15 protein-coding genes are annotated in these 19,753 nt (G+C 73.7%); 8 read left to right on the forward strand and 7 right to left on the reverse strand.

The window, feature by feature from the left end; translation table 11 throughout:
* Positions 1-31 precede the first annotated feature (31 nt).
* Entirely contained in the window at positions 32-2,407 is a 2,376-nt protein-coding gene (locus tag ACTWP5_RS18290; protein WP_443222061.1) for a proprotein convertase P-domain-containing protein, read from the reverse strand.
* Between the two features lie 123 nt (positions 2,408-2,530).
* Positions 2,531-3,745, reverse strand: coding sequence for an NlpC/P60 family protein (locus ACTWP5_RS18295; protein WP_443222062.1), 1,215 nt, complete (start codon positions 3,743-3,745; stop codon positions 2,531-2,533).
* 346 nt (positions 3,746-4,091) lie between these two features.
* On the opposite strand from ACTWP5_RS18295, the gene ACTWP5_RS18300 reads away from it, so the two are divergent.
* Positions 4,092-4,598, forward strand: coding sequence for a hypothetical protein (locus ACTWP5_RS18300; RefSeq protein WP_443222063.1), 507 nt, complete (start codon positions 4,092-4,094; stop codon positions 4,596-4,598).
* Between the two features lie 9 nt (positions 4,599-4,607).
* Here the strand turns inward: ACTWP5_RS18300 and ACTWP5_RS18305 are convergent, their stop codons facing one another.
* Entirely contained in the window at positions 4,608-5,210 is a 603-nt protein-coding gene (locus tag ACTWP5_RS18305) for a DUF1707 SHOCT-like domain-containing protein (protein WP_443222064.1), read from the reverse strand.
* Between the two features lie 74 nt (positions 5,211-5,284).
* On the opposite strand from ACTWP5_RS18305, the gene pcrA reads away from it, so the two are divergent.
* Both pcrA and ACTWP5_RS18315 read left to right on the forward strand, forming a co-directional pair.
* On the forward strand, positions 5,285-7,870 hold the full coding sequence (pcrA, locus tag ACTWP5_RS18310; protein ID WP_443222065.1) for a DNA helicase PcrA: 2,586 nt from the start codon (positions 5,285-5,287) through the stop codon (positions 7,868-7,870).
* A gap of 161 nt (positions 7,871-8,031) precedes the next feature.
* Positions 8,032-8,772: a hypothetical protein gene (locus ACTWP5_RS18315; protein WP_443222066.1), complete on the forward strand. Its 741-nt coding sequence runs from the start codon at positions 8,032-8,034 to the stop codon at positions 8,770-8,772.
* Between the two features lie 147 nt (positions 8,773-8,919).
* Here the strand turns inward: ACTWP5_RS18315 and ACTWP5_RS18320 are convergent, their stop codons facing one another.
* Positions 8,920-10,644 carry a M23 family metallopeptidase gene (locus tag ACTWP5_RS18320; RefSeq protein ID WP_443222067.1) on the reverse strand — a complete coding sequence of 575 codons (1,725 nt, stop codon included), beginning with the start codon at positions 10,642-10,644 and terminating at the stop codon, positions 8,920-8,922.
* Between the two features lie 350 nt (positions 10,645-10,994).
* On the opposite strand from ACTWP5_RS18320, the gene ACTWP5_RS18325 reads away from it, so the two are divergent.
* The 3 genes from ACTWP5_RS18325 to sucD all read left to right on the forward strand — a co-directional run bounded on the left by ACTWP5_RS18325 (position 10,995) and on the right by sucD (position 15,031).
* Entirely contained in the window at positions 10,995-11,402 is a 408-nt protein-coding gene (locus tag ACTWP5_RS18325) for a cobalamin B12-binding domain-containing protein (protein ID WP_443222068.1), read from the forward strand.
* Positions 11,403-12,902: 1,500 nt separating this feature from the next.
* Positions 12,903-14,078: an ADP-forming succinate--CoA ligase subunit beta gene (gene sucC / locus ACTWP5_RS18330; protein ID WP_443222069.1), complete on the forward strand. Its 1,176-nt coding sequence runs from the start codon at positions 12,903-12,905 to the stop codon at positions 14,076-14,078.
* A 65-nt stretch (positions 14,079-14,143) separates the two neighbouring features.
* On the forward strand, positions 14,144-15,031 hold the full coding sequence (gene sucD / locus ACTWP5_RS18335) for a succinate--CoA ligase subunit alpha (RefSeq protein WP_443222070.1): 888 nt from the start codon (positions 14,144-14,146) through the stop codon (positions 15,029-15,031).
* 79 nt (positions 15,032-15,110) lie between these two features.
* Here sucD and ACTWP5_RS18340 read toward each other — a convergent pair whose 3' ends face one another.
* Entirely contained in the window at positions 15,111-15,854 is a 744-nt protein-coding gene (locus ACTWP5_RS18340) for a sigma factor-like helix-turn-helix DNA-binding protein (RefSeq protein ID WP_443222071.1), read from the reverse strand.
* 93 nt (positions 15,855-15,947) lie between these two features.
* A complete protein-coding gene (locus tag ACTWP5_RS18345; RefSeq protein ID WP_443222072.1) occupies positions 15,948-16,922 on the reverse strand; it encodes a hypothetical protein in 975 nt (324 codons plus the stop codon).
* Between the two features lie 206 nt (positions 16,923-17,128).
* Here ACTWP5_RS18345 and purN point away from each other — a divergent pair, with 206 nt between their 5' ends.
* Positions 17,129-17,746 (forward strand): phosphoribosylglycinamide formyltransferase, encoded by a 618-nt coding sequence (gene purN, locus ACTWP5_RS18350; protein ID WP_443222073.1) that lies wholly within the window; start codon positions 17,129-17,131, stop codon positions 17,744-17,746.
* Positions 17,743-19,341 (forward strand): bifunctional phosphoribosylaminoimidazolecarboxamide formyltransferase/IMP cyclohydrolase, encoded by a 1,599-nt coding sequence (gene purH, locus ACTWP5_RS18355; RefSeq protein ID WP_443222074.1) that lies wholly within the window; start codon positions 17,743-17,745, stop codon positions 19,339-19,341. The genes purN and purH overlap by 4 nt, the downstream gene beginning before the upstream one ends.
* 61 nt (positions 19,342-19,402) lie before the next feature.
* Here purH and ACTWP5_RS18360 read toward each other — a convergent pair whose 3' ends face one another.
* On the reverse strand, positions 19,403-19,747 hold the full coding sequence (locus ACTWP5_RS18360) for a hypothetical protein (RefSeq protein WP_443222075.1): 345 nt from the start codon (positions 19,745-19,747) through the stop codon (positions 19,403-19,405).
* Positions 19,748-19,753: the final 6 nt, after the last annotated feature.

A 19,753-nucleotide genomic window follows, 5' to 3' on the forward strand; every position in this document is an offset into this window, starting at 1 on the left:
CGCCGCCGGCCGCGTCACCACGCGACGGCCGTCAGAAGAGCAGGCCCCAGGAGTTGAGGGTGCCCTCGTCGGCCGCCCTGATGTCCTCCACGGTCAGCGTCCACGTGCCGTTGGCCGGCACCGCCGAGGCGTCGATGACGTACGAGTGCTCACCGCTGCTCGGGTGCTCCTCCTCCTCGTTGAGGGTGAAGGTGGTGCCGTCCGGGGCGGTCAGCCTGATGTCCAGTTCGTTGGAGGAGGTGTAGTCGTGGGTGATGTCCACGGGGACGGCCAGTGAGCTCGGGGCGTTGCCCTCGAACCCGGAGACCTCGATCGTCGAGACAGCCGAGTCCATGTCGGGGATGGCCACCGGATCGTTGTTCGCGAACGACTGGAAGCGCAGGCCCCAGGAGTTGAGGGTGCCCTCGTCGATCGCCCTGATGTCCTCCACGGTCAGCGTCCACGTGCCGTTGGCCGGCACCGCCGAGGCGTCGACGACGTACGTGTGGACGCCGCTCTCGCCGCCGTTGTGTTCCTCGTCCTGGCTGTTGAGGGTGAAGGTGGTGCCGTCGGGGGCGGTCAGCGTGATGTCCAGTTCGCTGGTGGAGGTGTAGTCGTGGGTGATGTCCACGGGGACGGCCAGTGAGCTCGGGGCGTTGCCGTCGATGCCGGTGACCTCGATCGTCGAGACGGCCGAGTCCATGTCGGGGATGGTCACGGGCTCGTTGTTCTCGAACGATCCGCCGACCGGGCCCGTCTGACCCCCGCCCTCGCCTTCGCCTCCGCCGTCGCCCGATCCCATGTGCAGGCCCCAGGAGTTCAGGGTGCCCTGGTCGAGTCCCGCGGTGTCCTCGACGGCGAGCGTCCAGGTGCCGTTGGCCACGACCGCCGCGGCGTTGACCGTGTAGGTGAAGGAGCCGTCCTCGCCGTCGTTGTGCGGGCCGTCCTCGTCCAGGACGAAGGTGGTGCCGTCGGGGGCGGCGAGCGTGATGTCGAGGTCGTTGACGTTGGTGTGGGTGAGGTCCACGGGGACGGCCAGCGCGGCGGGGGCGTTGCCGTCGACGCCGGTGACCTCGATCGTCGACTCGGCCGTCTCGTTGTCCCTGATCTCGACCGAGGTGTCGTTGACGAACGTCCCCGCCTCCGTCTCGCCTCCCCCTCCCGTGCCGTTGCCGCCCGTGCCGCCCGTGCCGCCCTCGGAGTCGCCTCCCGACGTGGCGACCAGGACCACGATCACGACGAGGGCCAGGCCGAGGACTCCGGCCAGCACCTTGACGACCAGGGCGTTGGAGGAGGGCCGGTGGGGACCGCCGGGAGGGTAGGGGACGGGTGCCGTCGGATAGGTGTGGCCGGGCTGCCCGGGGTAGCCGGGGTGGTGCGGCATCGGCGTGGCGGGGTACGCCTGGGGCGGGGTGTGCACGCCCGCCACCGCCGTGGGATACGCGTGGGTCGGCGTCGGCATCGCGGCCATCGTGGGCAGCGCGTGCGGCGGCGTCGCCGGCGTGACGGGCGTCGCCGGCGTGGCGGGTGTCGGCGGCTGCGCCGGCGGGGGCGGCGCGGTCGGCTTCGCCAGGCCCGGCGCGTCGGCGGCGCGCAGCGCGGACACCGGTATCGCGTCGAGCAGGGCGAGGGCCTCGGCGATCGACGGGCGCTGCGCCGGGTCCTTCGTGAGCAGCCGCGTGATCAGCGGCGCCAGCGGTCCCGCGCGTCGCAGCGGTGGCGGGTCCTCGTAGGCGACGGCGTGCAGCGTCACGGCCGTCGAGGTGCGGGCGAACGGCGACAGGCCCTCCAGCGCCTCGAACAGCGTCACGCCGAGGGAGAACAGGTCGCTCGGCGCCTGCCCCTTGTCGCCGAGGGCGCGCTCGGGTGCCATGTAGGCGACCGAGCCGATGACCGCCCCGGTGATCGTGAGCGAGGTGTCGGTCTCGTGCGTCGCGATCCCGAAGTCGGTGAGCAGGATGTCGCCGTTGTCGGCGAGCAGGACGTTGGCCGGCTTGATGTCGCGGTGCACGATCCCCGCCTGGTGCGCCGCGTCGAGGGCCTTCAGCAGCGCCCTGGCCAGGTCCGCGGTCTCGCTCACGGACAGCGCGCCGCCGTCCTGGAGGCGCTGGCTGAGGGCGCGGCCCGTGACGAGCTGCATCACGATCCAGAAGACGCCGTCGTCGACGACGACGTCGTGCACGCTCACGATGTGGGGGTGGTCACGCAGGCGGGCGGTGTTGAGGGCCTCGCGCTCCGCTCGGTTCAGGCGTTCTCGCCGTTCCGTCTCGGAGATCGACGAGGGCGGGCGGAGCTCCTTGATGGCCACGTCGGCCTGGAGCCGCTGGTCGCGCGCCTTCCAGACCCGCCCGAACCCGCCGGTGCCGATCACCTCGACGAGCTCGTACCGCCCGCTTATCAGTTCACCTGGGTGCGATGACTGCTCCACTGGTGCCGGACCCCCCGAGTGCTCGATCTAAGCGGCGGGCTACACAGTATGGCACCCCCATGGACATGGCCATGGCGTTCACACGTGCGGACGGCGGGTGGGCGGCGGGTGGGCGGAACCGTCTCAGGTCGGGCGGACGAAGGAGTAGATCGGCATCACGTCGATCGCCTCGACCTTCACCACGTCTCCCGGCTTCGGCGCGTGGATCATCATGCCGCCGCCGATGTACAGGCCGACGTGGCTGATGTCGTCGTAGAAGAAGACGAGGTCGCCGGGCTGGGCCTGGGAGCGGGGGATCGTGGTGCCGATGTTCACCTGGTCGTAGGTGACGCGCGGGATCTCGACGCCCGCCGCCAGCCACGCCGCCTGGGTCAGCCCCGAGCAGTCGAAGGAGTCGGGGCCGGTGGCGCCCCACACGTACGGCTTGCCGATCTGTGCCTCGGCGAACGCGATCGCCTGCTCGGCCAGCGAGGCGTACGTGTCGCCGCTCCCGGTGCCGCCGTCCGCCTGGCCGCCGCCGGACTCCTGCTCCTCCTGCTCGGCCTGCTCCTGCTCCCGCTGCTCCGCGAGCTCCCGCTCGCGCTCCTCCTGGGCCCGCTGCTCGGCCAGGCGGCGCTGCCGCTCGGCCTCCTCTTCCTCCAGCCGCTCCAGCTCGTCGTAGGCGGCCTGCTCCTCGTCGGTGAGCTGGTCGAGCAGCTCCCGCGCCTCGGCCAGCCTGCCCTGCACGAGATCCTTCTGCTCCTGGAGCTCGTCCTCGCGGCTCTGGAGCTCCTCCAGCGCCTCGGTGGCCTCGGCGCTGTGCTCCTCGGCGTCGGCCTGGCGCGAGCTGAAGGTGTCGAGGGCCTGCTGCTGCTGGTCGCCGAGCCGGTCGAGGGTGTGGCTGCGGTCGAAGAACGACTGCGGGTCGCTGGCCAGCAGCAGCGTCGCGGTCTCGGGCATGGTGCCCCCGCCGTGGCGGTACTGCGCCGCGGCGAAGGTGCCGAGGGTGCGACGGGCCTCGTTGACCTCCTCGGTGGCCTCGGCGGCGGCGTCCAACGCCTCGTCCACGGCGTCCTGCTGTTCCTCGACGTCCTCCTCGGCCTCCAGGAAGTCCTGGGTGGCGACGCCGGCCTCGTGGTACAGCTCGTCGACCTGGTCGCGCACCTCCTGGGCGCGCCCCGCGGCCTCCTCGGCCCGCTCGCGCTGCTCCTCGATGGAGGGGGTGTCGGGGTCGTCCGCGTACGCGCTCTGCGTCAGCAGCGTGGCCGACACGAGGGCGGCGGCGCCGACGCCGACGGCTCCGCGCCGGGCGGAGGGACGCTCCAACAGACCTGCCCGGGGCTTGCGATGGGAACCCACAGGTGGCTTCTCCTTCCCTAACCCTGACCGCTCACCGAGCGGGCCCGGGGGGAAGGGCCGGCGGTCGGCGAAGGTGACTCTGCCGCACGCTAGCCATTCGGAGGGGCGTTTGTGAAGGCTGGTGAGTAATTTGTTCGCGGTGTGACTGGAATCCTATTGTGACCTCGCGTTCGGTTTCGCGCCGCGCGGGCACGCCGCGCACCAGGGGTGTCGCCGCACGTCCGGTCCGCCCCGGCCGCCAGACCGGCCCGGTCCAACGGCGTCCGCCTACAGTGGAGTTGAGCCGGTGGCGCCCTCGTGGGGCGCGTCACCGACGGCCGACCGGAGGTCCTGGGGGTGGGACGCGATGGACGTTCTTCTCGTCTGCACGATCGAGTTGTCGTTGGGCCTCGCGGTCTTCGCGATGGCGGGGCGCGTGATCAGCGGCCTGCTGCTCCGGCGCCACGCGACGGGTCGCCTTTCGGTCACGTGGGCGGACGCCGCGTTCGTCGCCCTGATCGTGGCCTCGGGGACGTACGCCCTCGGGCTGCTTCTGCTGCGATGGGGGTATTCGGAGTACGAGTACTGTAGTTGGGGCAGAACCGGCGAACCGCCCGAGATCGCGTCGCCGGACGCCGAGTTCCTGTCGTACGAGAGGTCCTTCCTCCCGCTCGGCTCGGAGTGTCGGTGGGGTGACGGTTTCGTCGAGCAGACCGTTCCCCCCTGGCTGAACGGGGTGCTTCTCGCCAGTCTGCTGGCCGCCGCGCTGGCGGCGACGCTGGCCGTTTCGGCCTCCAGGCGTGCGCGGGCCGGTTCCGCTGGTTCCGCCGGTTCCGGAGGGCCGACAGCGCCGCCGGCGGCCCGCGCGCAGTGAGCCCGCGGCTCAGGCCGTCGGGTTGTCCCGCAGCTTGCGGCGCTCCCAGACGTTGGGATGGCGCACGACGGCGCCCGCCATGCCGCCACTTCCGGTCAGCCGGATCAGCGGCGACCCGGGGAGGCGGGTGACGGGACGGGTCTTGTCCTTCAGGCCGCCGATGCCGGGGTCCATGCCCGTGGTGTCCACGGTCCAGCCCTCGGGCACCACGACCGTGACGCCCGCCATCTCCCCGTAGATCTCGACCTCCACCTCGGGCCAGGGGCACGAGACGCGCGTGAAGTCGATCTTGACGCCGCCGAGTCCGCCCCGGGCGACGATCTTCGCCGGCACCTCCCAGCGACCGACGCGCTCCGCGCCGTGCAGGCCACCCTTGAGCACCAGCGGCGGGCCCGGCTCGGGGGCCGGCGGCTCGGGGAGGTCGGCGGTGAGCGGCGCGAGCTCGCCGAAGGTCTTGGCGGTCAGCGCCACCTCCAGCCGCTCCTCCAGCTCGTCGATGTCGATCCGTCCCTCGGCCGCGGCGTCGCGCAACCGTTCCGCCACCGCCTCCCGGTCCTCGTGAGAGGCGCGGAGCTCGGGGCGCGGGCGGGGCTCGGGCGTGGTCATGCGCATGATTCTAGGAGCCCGCCGCCCGGGGGACGTCTGGCGGGAGAGCGGGGAGGGGAGCGGTCATAGACTCGGTGGCGATGAGCGGGCTCTTCGATGACAACGTGCTGGCGGACCTCGACCCCACCCCGGAGGGCGACGTGCCGCCGCCCCCTCCCGACGAGGAAGGGGCCCCCTACGAGCCGGACGACGACGCCGTGGACGCGCTGTTCGCCGGCACCTTCGCCGAACCCGGCGCCGGCGCGCCGGCACACGGCGGCGACGCGTACTACCGCAACGGCGAGCCCAAGCCGGTGAGCGACCCGGCCGCGCTGCTGGAGGGCCTCAACGAACAGCAGCGCGCCGCCGTCACCCACAGTGGCGCCCCGTTGCTGATCGTCGCCGGCGCCGGCTCGGGCAAGACGCGCGTGCTGACCCACCGCATCGCGTACCTGCTGGCCGCGCGCGGCGCCCACCCGGGCCAGATCCTCGCGATCACCTTCACCAACAAGGCCGCGGGCGAGATGCGCGAGCGCGTCGAGGAGCTGGTGGGCCCGCGGGCCGGCGCGATGTGGGTGATGACCTTCCACAGCGCCTGCGTGCGGATCCTGCGCCGCGAGAGCAAGCGGCTCGGCTTCACCTCCAGCTTCTCGATCTACGACGCGGCCGACTCGCGCCGCCTGATGGCGCTGGTCTGCCGCGACCTGGACCTCGACCCCAAGCGCTTCCCGCCCAAGTCGTTCTCCGCGAAGGTCTCGAACCTCAAGAACGAGCTGATCGACCCCGAGGACTTCGCCGCCCAGGTCAGTGGGGGTACCCCCGGCGGGGCTGGGGGAGGTTTCGAGAAGACGCTCGCCGAGGCGTACGCGCTCTACCAGTCCCGGCTGCGCGAGGCCAACGCCCTCGACTTCGACGACCTCATCATGACGGCCGTGCACCTGCTGGAGGCGTTCCCCGACGTCGCCGAGCACTACCGCCGCCGCTTCCGGCACGTGCTGGTCGACGAGTACCAGGACACCAACATCGCGCAGTACCGGCTGATCCGGCAGCTCGTCGGCACCGGAGACGACGCCCAGGCCGCGGCGGAGGGCCACGGCGTCCCGCCGGCCGAGCTGTGCGTCGTCGGCGACGCCGACCAGTCGATCTACGCCTTCCGCGGCGCCACGATCCGCAACATCCTCCAGTTCGAGGAGGACTTCCCGCAGGCCACCACCCTGCTCCTGGAGCAGAACTACCGCTCCACCCAGACCATCCTCTCGGCCGCCAACGCCGTCATCGCGCGCAACGAGTCCCGCCGCCCGAAGAACCTCTGGACCAACGCCGGGGCCGGCGCCGGCATCACCGGCTGGGTCGCCGACTCCGAGCACGACGAGGCCCAGTTCGTCGCCGACGAGATCGACCGCCTGACGGACGCGGGCACCGCCCGCCCCGGCGACGTCGCCGTGTTCTACCGCACCAACGCCCAGTCCCGCGTCTTCGAGGAGGTGTTCATCCGCGTCGGCCTGCCGTACAAGGTCGTCGGCGGCGTCCGCTTCTACGAGCGCCGCGAGGTCCGCGACGTCCTGGCGTACCTGCGGGTGCTGGCCAACCCCGAGGACACCGTGCCGCTGCGCCGCATCCTCAACGTGCCCAAGCGCGGCATCGGCGACCGCGCCGAGGCGATGATCGAGGCCCTGGCGCAGCGCGAGCGGATCTCGTTCGCCCAGGCGCTGCGCCGCGTGGACGAGGCGTACGGCATGGCGGCCCGCTCCACCAACGCCGTCAGGCGCTTCAACACGCTGCTGGAGGAGCTGCGGACCGTCGCCGAGTCGGGTGCGGGACCGGCCACGGTCCTCCAGGCCGTGCTGGAGCAGACCGGGTACCTCGCGGAGCTGGAGGCGTCCAACGACCCGCAGGACGAGACGCGGGTGGAGAACCTCAGGGAGCTCGCCGCCGTGGCGCTGGAGTTCGAGCAGGACCGCCCCGAGGACGACCCGGGCACGCTCGCGGACTTCCTGGAGCGGGTCGCGCTGGTCGCCGACTCCGACGAGATCCCGGAGGACGGCGAGGACGACGGCGTCATCACGCTGATGACGCTCCACACCGCGAAGGGCCTGGAGTTCCCCGTGGTCTTCCTCACGGGCATGGAGGACGGCGTCTTCCCGCACCTGCGCTCCCTCGGCAAGACGAAGGAGCTGGAGGAGGAGCGGCGCCTGGCGTACGTCGGCATCACCCGGGCCCGGCAGCGGCTGTACGTGTCGCGCGCGGAGCTGCGCAGCGCCTGGGGCCAGCCGCAGCACAACCCGCCCTCCCGTTTCCTGGAGGAGATCCCGGGCGAGTTCGTCGAGTGGCGGCGGGCCGGTGGCCGGGGCTCGGGGGCGGCCTGGGGGTCCGCGTTCGGCGGCGGCTCCTCGGCCTCGACCGGGTCGGCCGCCTCGGCGGGCTCGGCCGCGGCGTCGGCCTCGGCGTCGGCCTCGTCGGGCCTCCGCGCCGGGGCACGGGGCACGGGCGGCTTCGCGACGCGTCGGATGGCGGAGCGGCCGGTGATCTCCCTCAGCCCGGGGGACCGCGTCACCCACGACAGCTTCGGCATGGGCACGGTCGTCTCGGTCTCCGGCAGCGGCGACCGTGCCGAGGCCACCATCGACTTCGGCGGCGAGAAGCCGAAGCGACTCCTGCTTCGCTACGCGCCCGTGGAGAAGCTCTGAGCTGCGGGTGTGTCGCCGTCCTGTCACATCTCACCGCGAAGGCTTGTCGTAGGGGGGTCGGGGGCGATTAGCTGCGGGGGCGATAATCAGCAAGTCGTTCGTACTCCAGCTCTTCCTGATCCCCGGAGTACGTCTCACCTCACGAACCCCAGGGGGAACAGATGAGCCAGCCCTGGCAGCAGCAGCCGCACGGCGGATACGGGCAGCAGCCGCCTCCGCCCCAGCCTCCGCCGGGCGGTGGGTACGGCCAGCCGGCCGGCGGCGGCTACGGCCAGCCCCAGCCGCAGCCCCAGCCGGGCTACGGCTACCCGCAGCCCCAGCCGCAGCCCCAGCAGCCCGGCTACGGCTACCCGCAGCAGCCCGGCCCCGCCCAGCCCTACGGCGCCCCCGGCGGCGGCTTCCCACCGCCGCCCCCGCCCGGCGCCGGCCCGCAGGCCAACCTGCCGGCCGCCATCGGCCTCTCGGCCGTCGCCGCGATCGTCGGCGCGATCCTCTACGCCTTCATCTACCGCGCGACCCTCGACGAGACGACGGGTGAGGTCACGCAGATCACGTACCTCGCGATCCTGCTCGGCATCCTCTGCGGTCTCGGCCCCGCCCTCTTCGCCCGCGGCAACTGGATGGCCTACGGCATCGGCGCGGCGCTCTCCTTCGTCAGCGTCTGCCTCGGCGAGGCGTGGGGCACGACGATGGTCGTCGCGCGGTACGCGGAGCTCGCCGGCGCGGAGATGGGCGCCAACTGGTTCGTCGCGCTGTTCAAGTACCCCGGCGACACGTGGGACGCGTGGAAGGAGGGGGCCGAGGCGATCAACTACATCTTCCTGTTCGTGGCCCCCATCGCCGCCATCGGCATCTGCCAGGCGATCCTGCGCAGGTCCCAGCAGCAGCGACGCCAGTTCTGAACCGACAGTTCTGAACCGACGCGACGGCCGCCCCGCGCGGCGCACGCGACGAACGGCCGACGGCCCGGCCCCCGATGGGGGGACCGGGCCGTCGGCCGTTCCTCGTGGAGGGTGCTGGAGGGTGGTGGAGGGTCGTGGAGGTTCGGGTTACAGCGGCTCCAGGCCGTGGTCGCGCAGCCAGGTGAGCGGGTCGACGGGGGAGCCGCCGTACGGGCGGACCTCGAAGTGCAGGTGGGGGCCCGTGGAGTTGCCCGAGTCGCCGGAGTACGCGATGACCGCGCCGGCCTGGACCCAGCCGGAGGTGTACAGGGTGCTGCTCAGGTGGGTGTACCAGGTCTCGGTGCCGTCGGGGGCGGTGAGGACGATCATCGTGCCGTAGCTGGGGTCCCACTGGGTGGTGATCGAGCCGTCGGTGGCGGCCATCACCGGGGTGCCATAGCTGACGGGGAAGTCGATGCCGGTGTGGAGGGACATCCAGTTGACGCCGGCCTCGCCGAAGTAGGCGCTCAGGCCCGCCTGCTCGACCGGCAGCGCGAACTTCGGCCGCAGCGCCTCCAGCCGGGCGGCCTCCGCCTCGGCCTCGGCCTCCTCCTGCTCGCGCTGGGCCTCCAGGTCGATGTCGGCCTGGGTCAGGCTGGCGCGGGAGGCGTAGTCGGTGGCGGCCTGGGAGAGGCCGGCGAGCTGGGTGTCGAACTGCCGGTTGGCGGCGACGGGCTCGGCCTCGGCGGGGGAGTCGGGGGCGGCGACCGGGGCGGGGTCGCCCGAGCCGGTGCCCGAGTCGCTGACGGTGGCGGCGGTGGCGATGGCCGTGACGCCGAGGACGGCGAGGGAGGGGGCGGCGACGCTCAGGAACGCGGAGCGGCGGGCGCGTGCCCGGCGGGCGGCGCCGGCGAGGACACCGCCGGAGCCGGAGCCCGAACCGGCGCGTCGGCCGTTCGACGCCGAGGAGCGGCGCCTGCCACGGGCCGCGCGGGGCGGGGGCACCGGCCGCGCGTCGTCGTCGGCGGCCTCCGCGGCCTCCGCCGCCTCGTGGTCCGCCTCCGCCGCCGGGTCCGGCCCGTCCGCCATGCCGGCGCCGGAGTCCGTCGCCGCCTCGGTGTCCGCGTCCGCGCCGGCCGCCTCGTAGAGCTCGTGTCCCCCGTCGTACCCCGCCGGTGCCGCGTACGTCTCGTACGCGTCGTAGCCCTCGTAAGCGTCGTAGGAGGCGGCCGGCTCGGTCGCCTCGCCGTGCGGGCTGTGGGACGCGTGCGCCTCGGGCGTCTCGTACGCCTCGGCCGGCTCGTACATCCCGACGGGCGTCGGCGTCGCGGCCCAGGCGTCCGGCGGAGGGGCCTGTCCGGTGTCGGGCAGGCCCCACACCTCCCAGGCGTCCCACTCGCCCGTCGAGGCGCCGGGCTCGGCGACCGCCGTGGCCTGGTACGTCTCGCCCGGGGCGGCGTACCCCTCGGTCAACGGGTCCGCCGTGGTGAGCGACGCGCCGTACGTCTGCCCGTACGCGTCGTACCCGTAGCCGCCGTACACGTACGCGGCGTCCTCTCCGTAGGGCGAGGACGCCGCCCCGTGGGCGAGCTGGGGATCCGTCAGCGGGTCGAAGGCGGACTCCGGGTGGCCCGGGTCGTAGGCGGTAGCGGCGGGGGCCGTGGCCGTGGCGGTCGTCATGGCCCCGTAGGCGTCGTACGCGCCGTACGCTCCGCCGTCGTGTCCGCCGTGCGCGCCGTACGGGTCGTGCGCGCCGTACCCGCCGAACGGGTCCGTGCCGTACGCCGAGGAGGGGGAGTCCGCGGCCACGGGTGAGGGCTGTCTCCAGGGGTCGCCTGGTTCGTCAGTGAGGGCGTTCGGGGCGTACACCCCGGTCATCTGACGATCGGTCACCGACTGCGCCTTTCGGCTCGACTACGGGAGCGGGTGGGCCCGGTGGCTACGTGCGGCGACTGTACCCGGCGGTATGCGAGCGCCACAATCTTTCGCCCCCACCGCCACGCCATTCCCACCTCTGGAAACGGGTCATACAACGTCCTTTCGGGTTTCATTCGAGAGTTTCGCGCGACCTTCCACAGAGGTGTCCACCTCGTGTGCGAGACACGTTCGATTTGCTGGCGCCGTGTCGTCCCATGCGCGATGCTGGTGTTAACGACCGTTCGCAGGGGGCGGGCGGCTCTCGCTCTGGAGGCAGCACGATGGCGGTGGAGACGACGGGAACGGCGGAGTCGAACGTGTCGGGTATGTCGGTCCCTCTTCGCGTCGTGGTCGCCAAGGCGGGCCTCGACGGGCACGACCGGGGCGCCAAGGTGATCGCCCGTGCCCTGCGCGACGCCGGCATGGAGGTCATCTACACCGGGCTGCACCAGACGCCCGAGCAGATCGTGACCACGGCGATCCAGGAGGACGCCGACGCCATCGGCCTGTCGATCCTCTCCGGCGCGCACAACACGCTCTTCGCGCGCGTGCTGGAACTGCTCGACGAGCGGGACGCGAGCGACATCACCGTCTTCGGCGGCGGCATCATCCCCGAGGACGACATCCCGCCGCTGAAGGAGAAGGGCGTCGCCGCGATCTTCACCCCCGGCGCGCCGACGAGCGACGTCGTCGCGTGGGTCCGCGCCAACGTCCGCGGCGCGGGCACGCGCTAGAAGGCGCCCGCGCCGTCCGACGGCGCGCGGCCTCCGCCCCCGGGCGTGGTCGGCCGCGCCCACGCCCTCCGCCACGCTGCCGCCCCGCCGCTTCGCGGTTCGCGGTCCCGACCGGGAGTGCTCGCTGTCCTCGCGGGAGCGCCAGGGCCTGGCCAAGCACGGCGTCGCTCCCACCGGACCCGCGCTGCCTGGCGTCGCGCCGCCCCCTCAGCCTCCGGCCCGGGACGCGTCCGCGCACCGCACCGCTCCGCTGCAGCACGGTCCGTGTCCGAGGGCGATCCTCTCCCTGGGATTGATTCCGGCTCACGCAGGGACCGGGGGAGCACTGCGGTCTGACCGGGCGGCGCGATGTCGTGGACACGCGCCGGGGAGCGTGCCGGCCCGCGCTGCCTGGCGTCGCACCGCTTCACCAGCCTTCGGTCCGGGGCGCGTCGACGCACCGCACCGCGGGTGACGCTCCGCCCAGGGTCCGTCCTTTGCAGGGGTCCGGGGGAGCACGGCCCCTTGGGGCCGTGGCTGGCCCGGCGCGATGTCGTGGTCAGATCCTGGGGAGTCTGTCGGTTCCGTGTCGTCGGGCGGCGCGCGCTCTCTTCCCCGGCCTTCGGCCCGGGGCCGCCCCCGGCGTGGACCGGCGCGTCCACGTGGACCCCCGCCGCATCGCGGTCCTTGCCCGGGAACGATCCCCTTCCGGGGGGCGCCTCCGGTCATCCCCGTAGGGGCCCGGAAGAGCGCTGCGCCTGGCGCCGCGACCCCGGGGAGCCTGCCGGGGTCCACGCGGCCTGGCGTTGTGGCGCTCTCGCGGCCTCCGCCCCGGGGGTGTCCACGCACCGCGCCGCGCGGCGCGGGAGCGTGCCTGCCGCTTCGCGGTCCGTCGAACTCCGCCGCATGGCGCCCTGCCGTTGCGCGGTCCGCGACCGGGGGCGACGCTTCGCCCGGGGCGCCGTCCTGTGCGGGGGCTACGGGAGCGCTGGGCCTGACGCCGCGACCCCGGGAAGCCCGCCGGGCCCGCGCGGCCTGGCGTTGCGGTGCTCTCTCAGTCTTCGGTGCGGGAGGGCGTCCGCCGCCTCGCGGGCCGTGGCCGAGGGCGGCCGCCGCCGCGCGGCGCTTCCCGGCGCCGGGGTCGGGGGGTGCCCCCCGGGTCCCGGGTGACGTGGGCCGGCCGACTGGAGCGACCGGACGGGCCCGCGGGTGTGGCGTGCCGCCCCGGTCCGGCCGGCCGAACGGGTGCCCGGTTCGGACGGGCTCCGTCGCGCTCTGTCACGCTCCGTTCCTGCTCAGAGCCGGTGTGACAGGTTTCACCGCGCCGGGGACGGGGGGCGATTTATCCCCTCCGGTGCTGCCCCGTTACGCTGCACTCCGGACATGCCGCGTGCCACGCTCCGGTTCCTCGCGCAACCGCTCGCCAGGCCCGCACGCGGCCACGCGGCACGCCCATGCGACACGCAGACATCGAACCGCGAGATCACACCCCGCGAATTCACTGAGTGAGGACGGACGCGCGTGGACCTGTTCGAGTACCAGGCGAGGGACATCTTCGCCAAGCATGGCGTACCGGTGCTGGCCGGTGAAGTCATCGACACGCCGGAGGCGGCACGCGCGGCGACCGAGCGACTCGGTGGTCGCGCGGTCGTCAAGGCGCAGGTCAAGACCGGTGGACGAGGCAAGGCGGGCGGCGTGAAGCTCGCCGCCGACCCGGAGGACGCCGTCGTCAAGGCCGGGCAGATCCTCGGCATGGACATCAAGGGCCACACGGTCCACAAGGTCATGCTGGCCCAGACCGCCGACATCGCCGAGGAGTACTACGTCTCCTACCTCCTCGACCGCACCAACCGCACCTTCCTGGCCATGGCCTCCGTCGAGGGCGGCATGGACATCGAGGAGGTCGCCGCGACCAAGCCCGAGGCGCTCGCCCGGATCCCGGTGGACGCGATCGAGGGCGTGACCGAGGCGAAGGCCCGAGAGATCGTCACCGCGGCCCGTTTCCCCGCCGAGGTCGCCGACGCCGTGGTGGACGTCCTCCAGAAGCTGTGGACCGTGTTCACCGCGGAGGACGCCCTCCTCGTCGAGGTGAACCCGCTGGTCAAGACCGCCGACGGCGGTGTCCTCGCGCTCGACGGCAAGGTGTCCCTCGACGCCAACGCCGAGTTCCGCCAGCCGGACCACGCCGCGCTGGAGGACAAGGCCGCGGCCAACCCGCTGGAGGCGGCGGCCAAGGCCAAGGGCCTCAACTACGTCAAGCTGGAGGGCGGCTCGGTCGGCATCATCGGCAACGGCGCCGGCCTCGTCATGAGCACCCTCGACGTCGTCGCCTACGCCGGCGAGGCCCACGGCGGCGTGAAGCCCGCCAACTTCCTCGACATCGGAGGCGGCGCCTCCGCCGAGGTGATGGCCAACGGTCTGGAGATCATCCTCGGCGACCCGGACGTCACCTCGGTCTTCGTCAACGTCTTCGGCGGCATCACCGCCTGCGACGCCGTCGCCAACGGCATCGTCCAGGCCCTGGAGCTGCTCGCGTCCCGTGGCGAGGAGGTCAGCAAGCCGCTGGTCGTGCGGCTGGACGGCAACAACGCGGAGCTCGGCCGGAAGATCCTCACCGACGCCAACCACCCGCTGGTCGAGCAGGTGGACACGATGGACGGCGCCGCGGAGCGCGCCGCCCAGCTGGCGGCCAAGTAAGGCACGGACGAGGACCAGGACCCGGACAGACAGCCGGACAGGACAGAAGGACACCGAGACACACCATGGCTATCTTCCTCACCAAGGAGAGCAGGGTCATCGTCCAGGGGATGACCGGCTCCGAGGGCCAGAAGCACACCCGCCGCATGCTCGCCTCCGGCACCACCATCGTCGGCGGCGTCAACCCCCGCAAGGCCGGCCAGACGCTCGACTTCGACGGGACCCAGGTGCCGGTCTTCGGCACCGTCAAGGAGGCGATCGACGCCACCGGCGCCGACGTCACCGTGATCTTCGTGCCGGAGAAGTTCACCAAGGCCGCCGTCATCGAGGCCATCGACGCCGAGATCCCGCTCGCCGTCGTGATCACCGAGGGCATCGCCGTCCACGACACCGCCGCCTTCTGGGCCCACGCCCAGGCGAAGGGCAACCTCACCCGCATCATCGGCCCGAACTGCCCGGGGCTGATCTCCCCCGGCCAGTCCAACGCCGGCATCATCCCGGCCGACATCACCAAGCCGGGCCGCATCGGCCTGGTCTCGAAGTCCGGCACGCTGACGTACCAGATGATGTACGAGCTGCGCGACATCGGCTTCAGCTCCTGCGTCGGCATCGGCGGCGACCCGGTGATCGGCACCACCCACATCGACGCGCTGGCCGCCTTCGAGGCCGACCCGGAGACCGAGCTGATCGTGATGATCGGCGAGATCGGCGGCGACGCCGAGGAGCGGGCCGCGGCCTACATCAAGGAGAACGTCACCAAGCCCGTCGTCGGCTACGTGGCGGGCTTCACCGCGCCCGAGGGCAAGACCATGGGCCACGCGGGCGCCATCGTGTCCGGCTCCTCCGGCACTGCCCAGGCCAAGAAGGAGGCGCTGGAGGCCGCCGGGGTGAAGGTCGGCAAGACCCCCTCCGAGACCGCCCGCCTCGCCCGCGAGATCCTGACGGCCGCCTGACGACCGTCCAGGTCCCGACGTCCGCCCGAACGCCGGCCCGTCCCGTTGATCAACGGCGATCAGCGGGCCGGCTCGGCGGTCAGCCGCGCAGGGCCGCCGTCAGCAGCACACCCAGCACCAGCGCCACGAACGCCACCGCCGCCCAGGTCAGCGCGCGGGTGGCGCGTTCGCTCGCCTCCCTGACGCGGTGGGCGGGCGGCACGCGGGCCGGCTCCGGCGCCGCCGCGAGCCGCACCAGCAGCTCGCGCAGCACGGGGCCGCGCCGCTCGGGGTGGGTCTCCGCGAGCCGTGGCACCCACGCCGCCAGCTCCTCCCGCGCCCGCGTCACGCGCCGTGCCGCCGCGCCCACGCTGGACTCCATCTCCGCCGCCGTCCTCGCCAGGTCGAGGCCGACGACGTCGTGCAGCACCAGGGCACGGCGGTTGCAGGGCGGAAGGCTCAGCAGCGCCTCGAACAGCGCCCGGTCCAGCAGCCGCCCCGGATACGCGCGCGCGGCCGCGCGCGCCCACGAGCGCGAGCCGTGCCGGTTGCCGGCGGGGCGCCAGGGCGGCATCGCGTGGGCGCAGGCCGCCGCCCGCACCCACCCCACCGGGTCGGGGTGGGACGCCACCTCGGGCCACCGCTCCCACGCCCGCTGGAAGGCGCGCCGGACCGCGCGCCGCGCCGGTTCGAGTCGGCCGCAGAGCAGGAAGGTGTGGCACGTCAGCGACTCGACGTGCCGCGCGTAGAGCGCGTCGAACGCCGCCACGGCGCCGTCCGTCGCGGCGCCGTCGGTGAGGGTCGCCCTCGTGGGGGCGGTCTCCACGGTCGACAGTCGGCTCATGGGGGCCATGCTGGCCGACGCCGACCCGAAAACGGGCTATCTGTGCAAAGCGGTCAGGAAGAAACAGCTGTCCGGTCGAGAACCGGACGGGTGTCAGCTCGGCTCGGTCAGGAACCGACGCATCTCGCTCGGGAGATGTTGCTCACAGGTCTCGCGCGCCGGCGTGGTCAGCGCGTCCGCGACACAGTCGTAGTAGTCCTTGTAGACGAACTGGAGCGTGTACGCCCCGGCCGCGATGGCCAGCGAGGACGCCGCCAGCACGATCCCGGCCACCGCCGCCGCGAACTGCGGACGCTCCTTCCGCCCCGCGCCCGCGGCCCCCGCCGCGCCGGCCGCGCCGCCACGAGGCGCCCACCCCGGTGCCTGCGCCCCCGGAGCCGGAGCGCCCGGCGGTTGGGACCCCGGCGGTTGCGATCCCGGTGGCTGGGACCCCGGCGCCTCGGGCCCCGGCGCGGCGGAGTCCGAACCCTGCGGGCTCCGCCCCTCCAGCTGCGCTACGAGCCGCTCGCGCCGGGCGTCGTCCCGGCCGCCGTCGACCTGCCGGGGGCCGCCGCGCAGCGCGCTGATGCCCCAGTACATGGCGAGGGCGCCCAGCAGCAGCCCGACCTCCAGCCAGCCCAGCGGCCCCGCGGCGAGAATGCCCCACAGGCCCGCCATCACGGCGTACCTGGCGTGCCGCTGCGCCGGATCGCTCGGGTCCCAGCGGTGACGGGCGCCGAAGCCGCCGTCGCGGTCTCCGCCGCGGTCCCGGTCACGGTCGCGGTCACCGCCGCGGTTCCGGTCGCGGTCGCGGTCGCCGTTGCGGCCCGAGGGCGACGGCGGCGGGTCGCCGAAGCCGCCGTTCTGCCGCCGCGGCTGCCGCCTGCTCCACTGGCTTCCCCACCGCGAACGCTGACCCGGCCTGCCGTCCTCGCCGGACCCGCCGTCGTCGCCCCGGCCCTCCTGACGGCCGGAGGCGTCCTCGGGCCGCTGCTGGTCCGGGTAACGCGGTCGCCAGGGCTGGTCGGGCTGCCCCTCGGGGGGCGGAGCGAAGGGGTTGTCCTCCTCGCTGCGGCGTCGGTCGGTCATCTCGCTCGTCGCGTCTCCTCAGTAAGGCCCGCGTCCGTGGTCCCGGAGGGGAGGGGATCGCCGTGGGATCGCCGTGGGAACGCGGTGCCGCCTGCTTCGACCGTACACGGGGGCGCCCCCTCGCCGACGGGCCGGCCAGCCTCCGCCGCCCGGCCGGCCGGTATCGTGGCGAGCGCTCCCCGGCCAGACGAGAGAGAGACCCCGCCGTGCCCCCTGCCCGCATCGTCGTCCTCGTCTCGGGTTCCGGCAGTCTCCTCCAGGCGCTGCTCGACGCCGTCGCCGAGCGGGGAGCCGCGGCCTACGGCGCCGAGATCGTCGCCGTCGGGGCCGACCGGGGCGACATCGAGGGGCTGCGGCGCGCCGAGCGGGCCGGCCTGCCGGCGTTCGTCCAACGGGTCGCCGACCACGCCAACCGCGAGGAGTGGGACCGCGCGCTCACCGAGGCGGTCGCGGCGCACGAGCCCGACCTCGTGGTCTCGGCCGGGTTCATGAAGATCGTGGGCCCCCACTTCCTCGCCCGCTTCGGCGGGCGCATCGTCAACACCCACCCCGCGCTGCTGCCGAGCTTCCCCGGCGCACACGCCGTGCGCGACGCCCTCGCACACGGCGTGAAGGTGACCGGCTGCACCATCCACGTCGTCGACGCCGGTGTGGACACCGGCCCGATCATCGCCCAGGGCGCGGTCGAGGTGCGCGAGGACGACGACGAGGGCAGCCTCCACGAGCGGATCAAGCACGTCGAGCGGGAGATGCTCGTCGAGGTCGTGGGACGCCTCGCCCGCGACGGCTACACCATCGAGGGACGAAAGGTCTGTATCCCGTGACCGAGACGACGAAGCGGCCGATTCGCCGGGCCCTGATCAGCGTCTACGACAAGACCGGACTGGCCGAGCTGGCGCGCGGCCTCCACGAGGCCGGGGTCGAGCTGGTCTCCACCGGCTCCACGGCCGCGACGATCGCCGCCGCCGGGGTTCCCGTGACGGCCGTCGAGGAGCTGACCGGCTTCCCCGAGTGCCTCGACGGCCGGGTGAAGACCCTCCACCCCCGCGTCCACGCCGGGCTGCTCGCCGACACCCGTCGGACCGAGCACCTCGCGCAGATCGAGGAACTCGGCGTCGCGCCGTTCGAGCTGCTGGTCGCGAACCTCTACCCCTTCCGCGAGACCGTCGCCTCCGGCGCCTCGCCCGAGGAGTGCGTGGAGCTGATCGACATCGGCGGCCCCGCCATGGTGCGGGCCGCGGCGAAGAACCACGCCTCGGTGGCCGTCGTCGTCGACCCCGCCCGGTACGCGGAGGCGCTGGCCGCCGCGGCCGACGGCGGCTTCGACCTCCCGGCGCGCGCCCGGCTGGCCGCCGCCGCGTTCCGCCACACCGCGGAGTACGACGCGGCCGTCGCCACCTGGTTCGCCGAGCAGACCGCCGAGCAGGCCGGTGAGACCGGTGAGGCCGGCGGGGCCGGGGCGGCCTTCCCCGCGTTCATCGGCGGCGCCCTCACCCTCGACCGGGTGCTGCGCTACGGCGAGAACCCGCACCAGCCCGCCGCGCTCTACGGCGACGGCAGCGGCACGGGCCTGGCCGCCGCCGAGCAGCTGCACGGCAAGGAGATGTCGTACAACAACTACGTCGACACCGAGGCCGCCCACCGCGCCGCCCACGACCACGCCGCCGACGACCGGCCCTGCGTCGCGATCGTCAAGCACACCAACCCCTGCGGCATCGCCCTCGGCGAGGACGTCGCCGAGGCCCACCGCAGGGCGCACGCCTGCGACCCGCTCTCCGCCTACGGCGGCGTCATCGCCGTCAACCGCCCGGTCTCCGTCGCCATGGCCGAACAGGTCGCCGAGATCTTCACCGAGGTCATCGTGGCCCCGGACTACGAGGACGGCGCCGTCGACGTGCTGGCCCGCAAGAAGAACATCCGCGTGTTGCGCTGCCCCACCCCGCCCCGCGCCGTGCGCGAGCAGCGGCGCATCGACGGCGGCGCGCTGGTGCAGGTCGCCGACCGCCTCCAGGCCGAGGGCGACGACCCGGGCGCCTGGCGGCTGGTGGCCGGCGAGCCGCTGCCCCCGGCCGAGCTCGCCGAGCTGGCCTTCGCTTGGCGCGCCTGCCGCGCGGTGAAGTCCAACGCGATCCTGCTGGCCAAGGACACCGCCACCGTCGGCGTCGGCATGGGCCAGGTCAACCGCGTCGACTCCGCGCGCCTCGCGGTGCAGCGCGCCGGCGCCGAGCGGGCCCGCGGCTCGTACGCCGCCTCCGACGCGTTCTTCCCCTTCCCCGACGGCCTCGAGGTCCTGACCGAGGCGGGCGTGCGTGCCGTGGCCCAGCCCGGCGGCTCGGTCCGCGACGAGGCGGTCATCGAGGCGGCCCGCGCGGCGGGCGTCACCATGTACCTGACGGGGACGCGGCACTTCTTCCACTGAGGCGCCGCCGAGGCGGGCCGCGTCGGCGGTCCGCCTCGCTCGGCCGCGGCCGGCCGCGCCGTCACGGCTGGTCGCGGTGGAGGAGGTTCACGAGGACGTCGTGGACCACCTCGTGGTCGCGCGGGTCGTGGAGGCGGTACGGGCCGCCGGGCGCGGTGTACCACTCGGCGGCGCCCGCGTAGCGGACGCGCAGCGTGAGGCCGCCGTCCTTCGGGTCGGCCGTCGTGTGGAGCTCCAGCTCGCCCGTGATGACGCCGACCTCCGCCGTCATGACGCCGCCGCGCGGCGGCGAGAACACGGTGTGGCGGTCGGAGACGGGGGCGTCAGGAGAGCCGGTGTCGGGGGAGTCGGTGTCGGTGGAGCCGGTACCGGGGGAGTCGGCGGCTGGCCGCCTGGCGTCGTTCATGCCGGC

This window comes from Streptomyces sp. 4N509B, assembly GCF_052245655.1.
Classification (GTDB): domain Bacteria; phylum Actinomycetota; class Actinomycetes; order Streptomycetales; family Streptomycetaceae; genus Streptomyces.

What these genes read in the sequence shown, in the direction of transcription:
- ACTWP5_RS18340 (WP_443222071.1), bottom strand. Translation starts at nt 15,854, where the DNA reads ATGAGCCGACTGTCGACCGTGGAGACCGCCCCCACGAGGGCGACCCTC.
- ACTWP5_RS18305 (WP_443222064.1), bottom strand. Translation starts at nt 5,210, where the DNA reads ATGCGCATGACCACGCCCGAGCCCCGCCCGCGCCCCGAGCTCCGCGCC.
- ACTWP5_RS18360 (WP_443222075.1), bottom strand. Translation starts at nt 19,747, where the DNA reads ATGAACGACGCCAGGCGGCCAGCCGCCGACTCCCCCGGTACCGGCTCC.
- ACTWP5_RS18315 (WP_443222066.1), top strand. Translation starts at nt 8,032, where the DNA reads ATGAGCCAGCCCTGGCAGCAGCAGCCGCACGGCGGATACGGGCAGCAG.
- ACTWP5_RS18345 (WP_443222072.1), bottom strand. Translation starts at nt 16,922, where the DNA reads ATGACCGACCGACGCCGCAGCGAGGAGGACAACCCCTTCGCTCCGCCC.
- ACTWP5_RS18325 (WP_443222068.1), top strand. Translation starts at nt 10,995, where the DNA reads ATGTCGGTCCCTCTTCGCGTCGTGGTCGCCAAGGCGGGCCTCGACGGG.
- sucD (WP_443222070.1), top strand. Translation starts at nt 14,144, where the DNA reads ATGGCTATCTTCCTCACCAAGGAGAGCAGGGTCATCGTCCAGGGGATG.
- ACTWP5_RS18300 (WP_443222063.1), top strand. Translation starts at nt 4,092, where the DNA reads ATGGACGTTCTTCTCGTCTGCACGATCGAGTTGTCGTTGGGCCTCGCG.
- pcrA (WP_443222065.1), top strand. Translation starts at nt 5,285, where the DNA reads ATGAGCGGGCTCTTCGATGACAACGTGCTGGCGGACCTCGACCCCACC.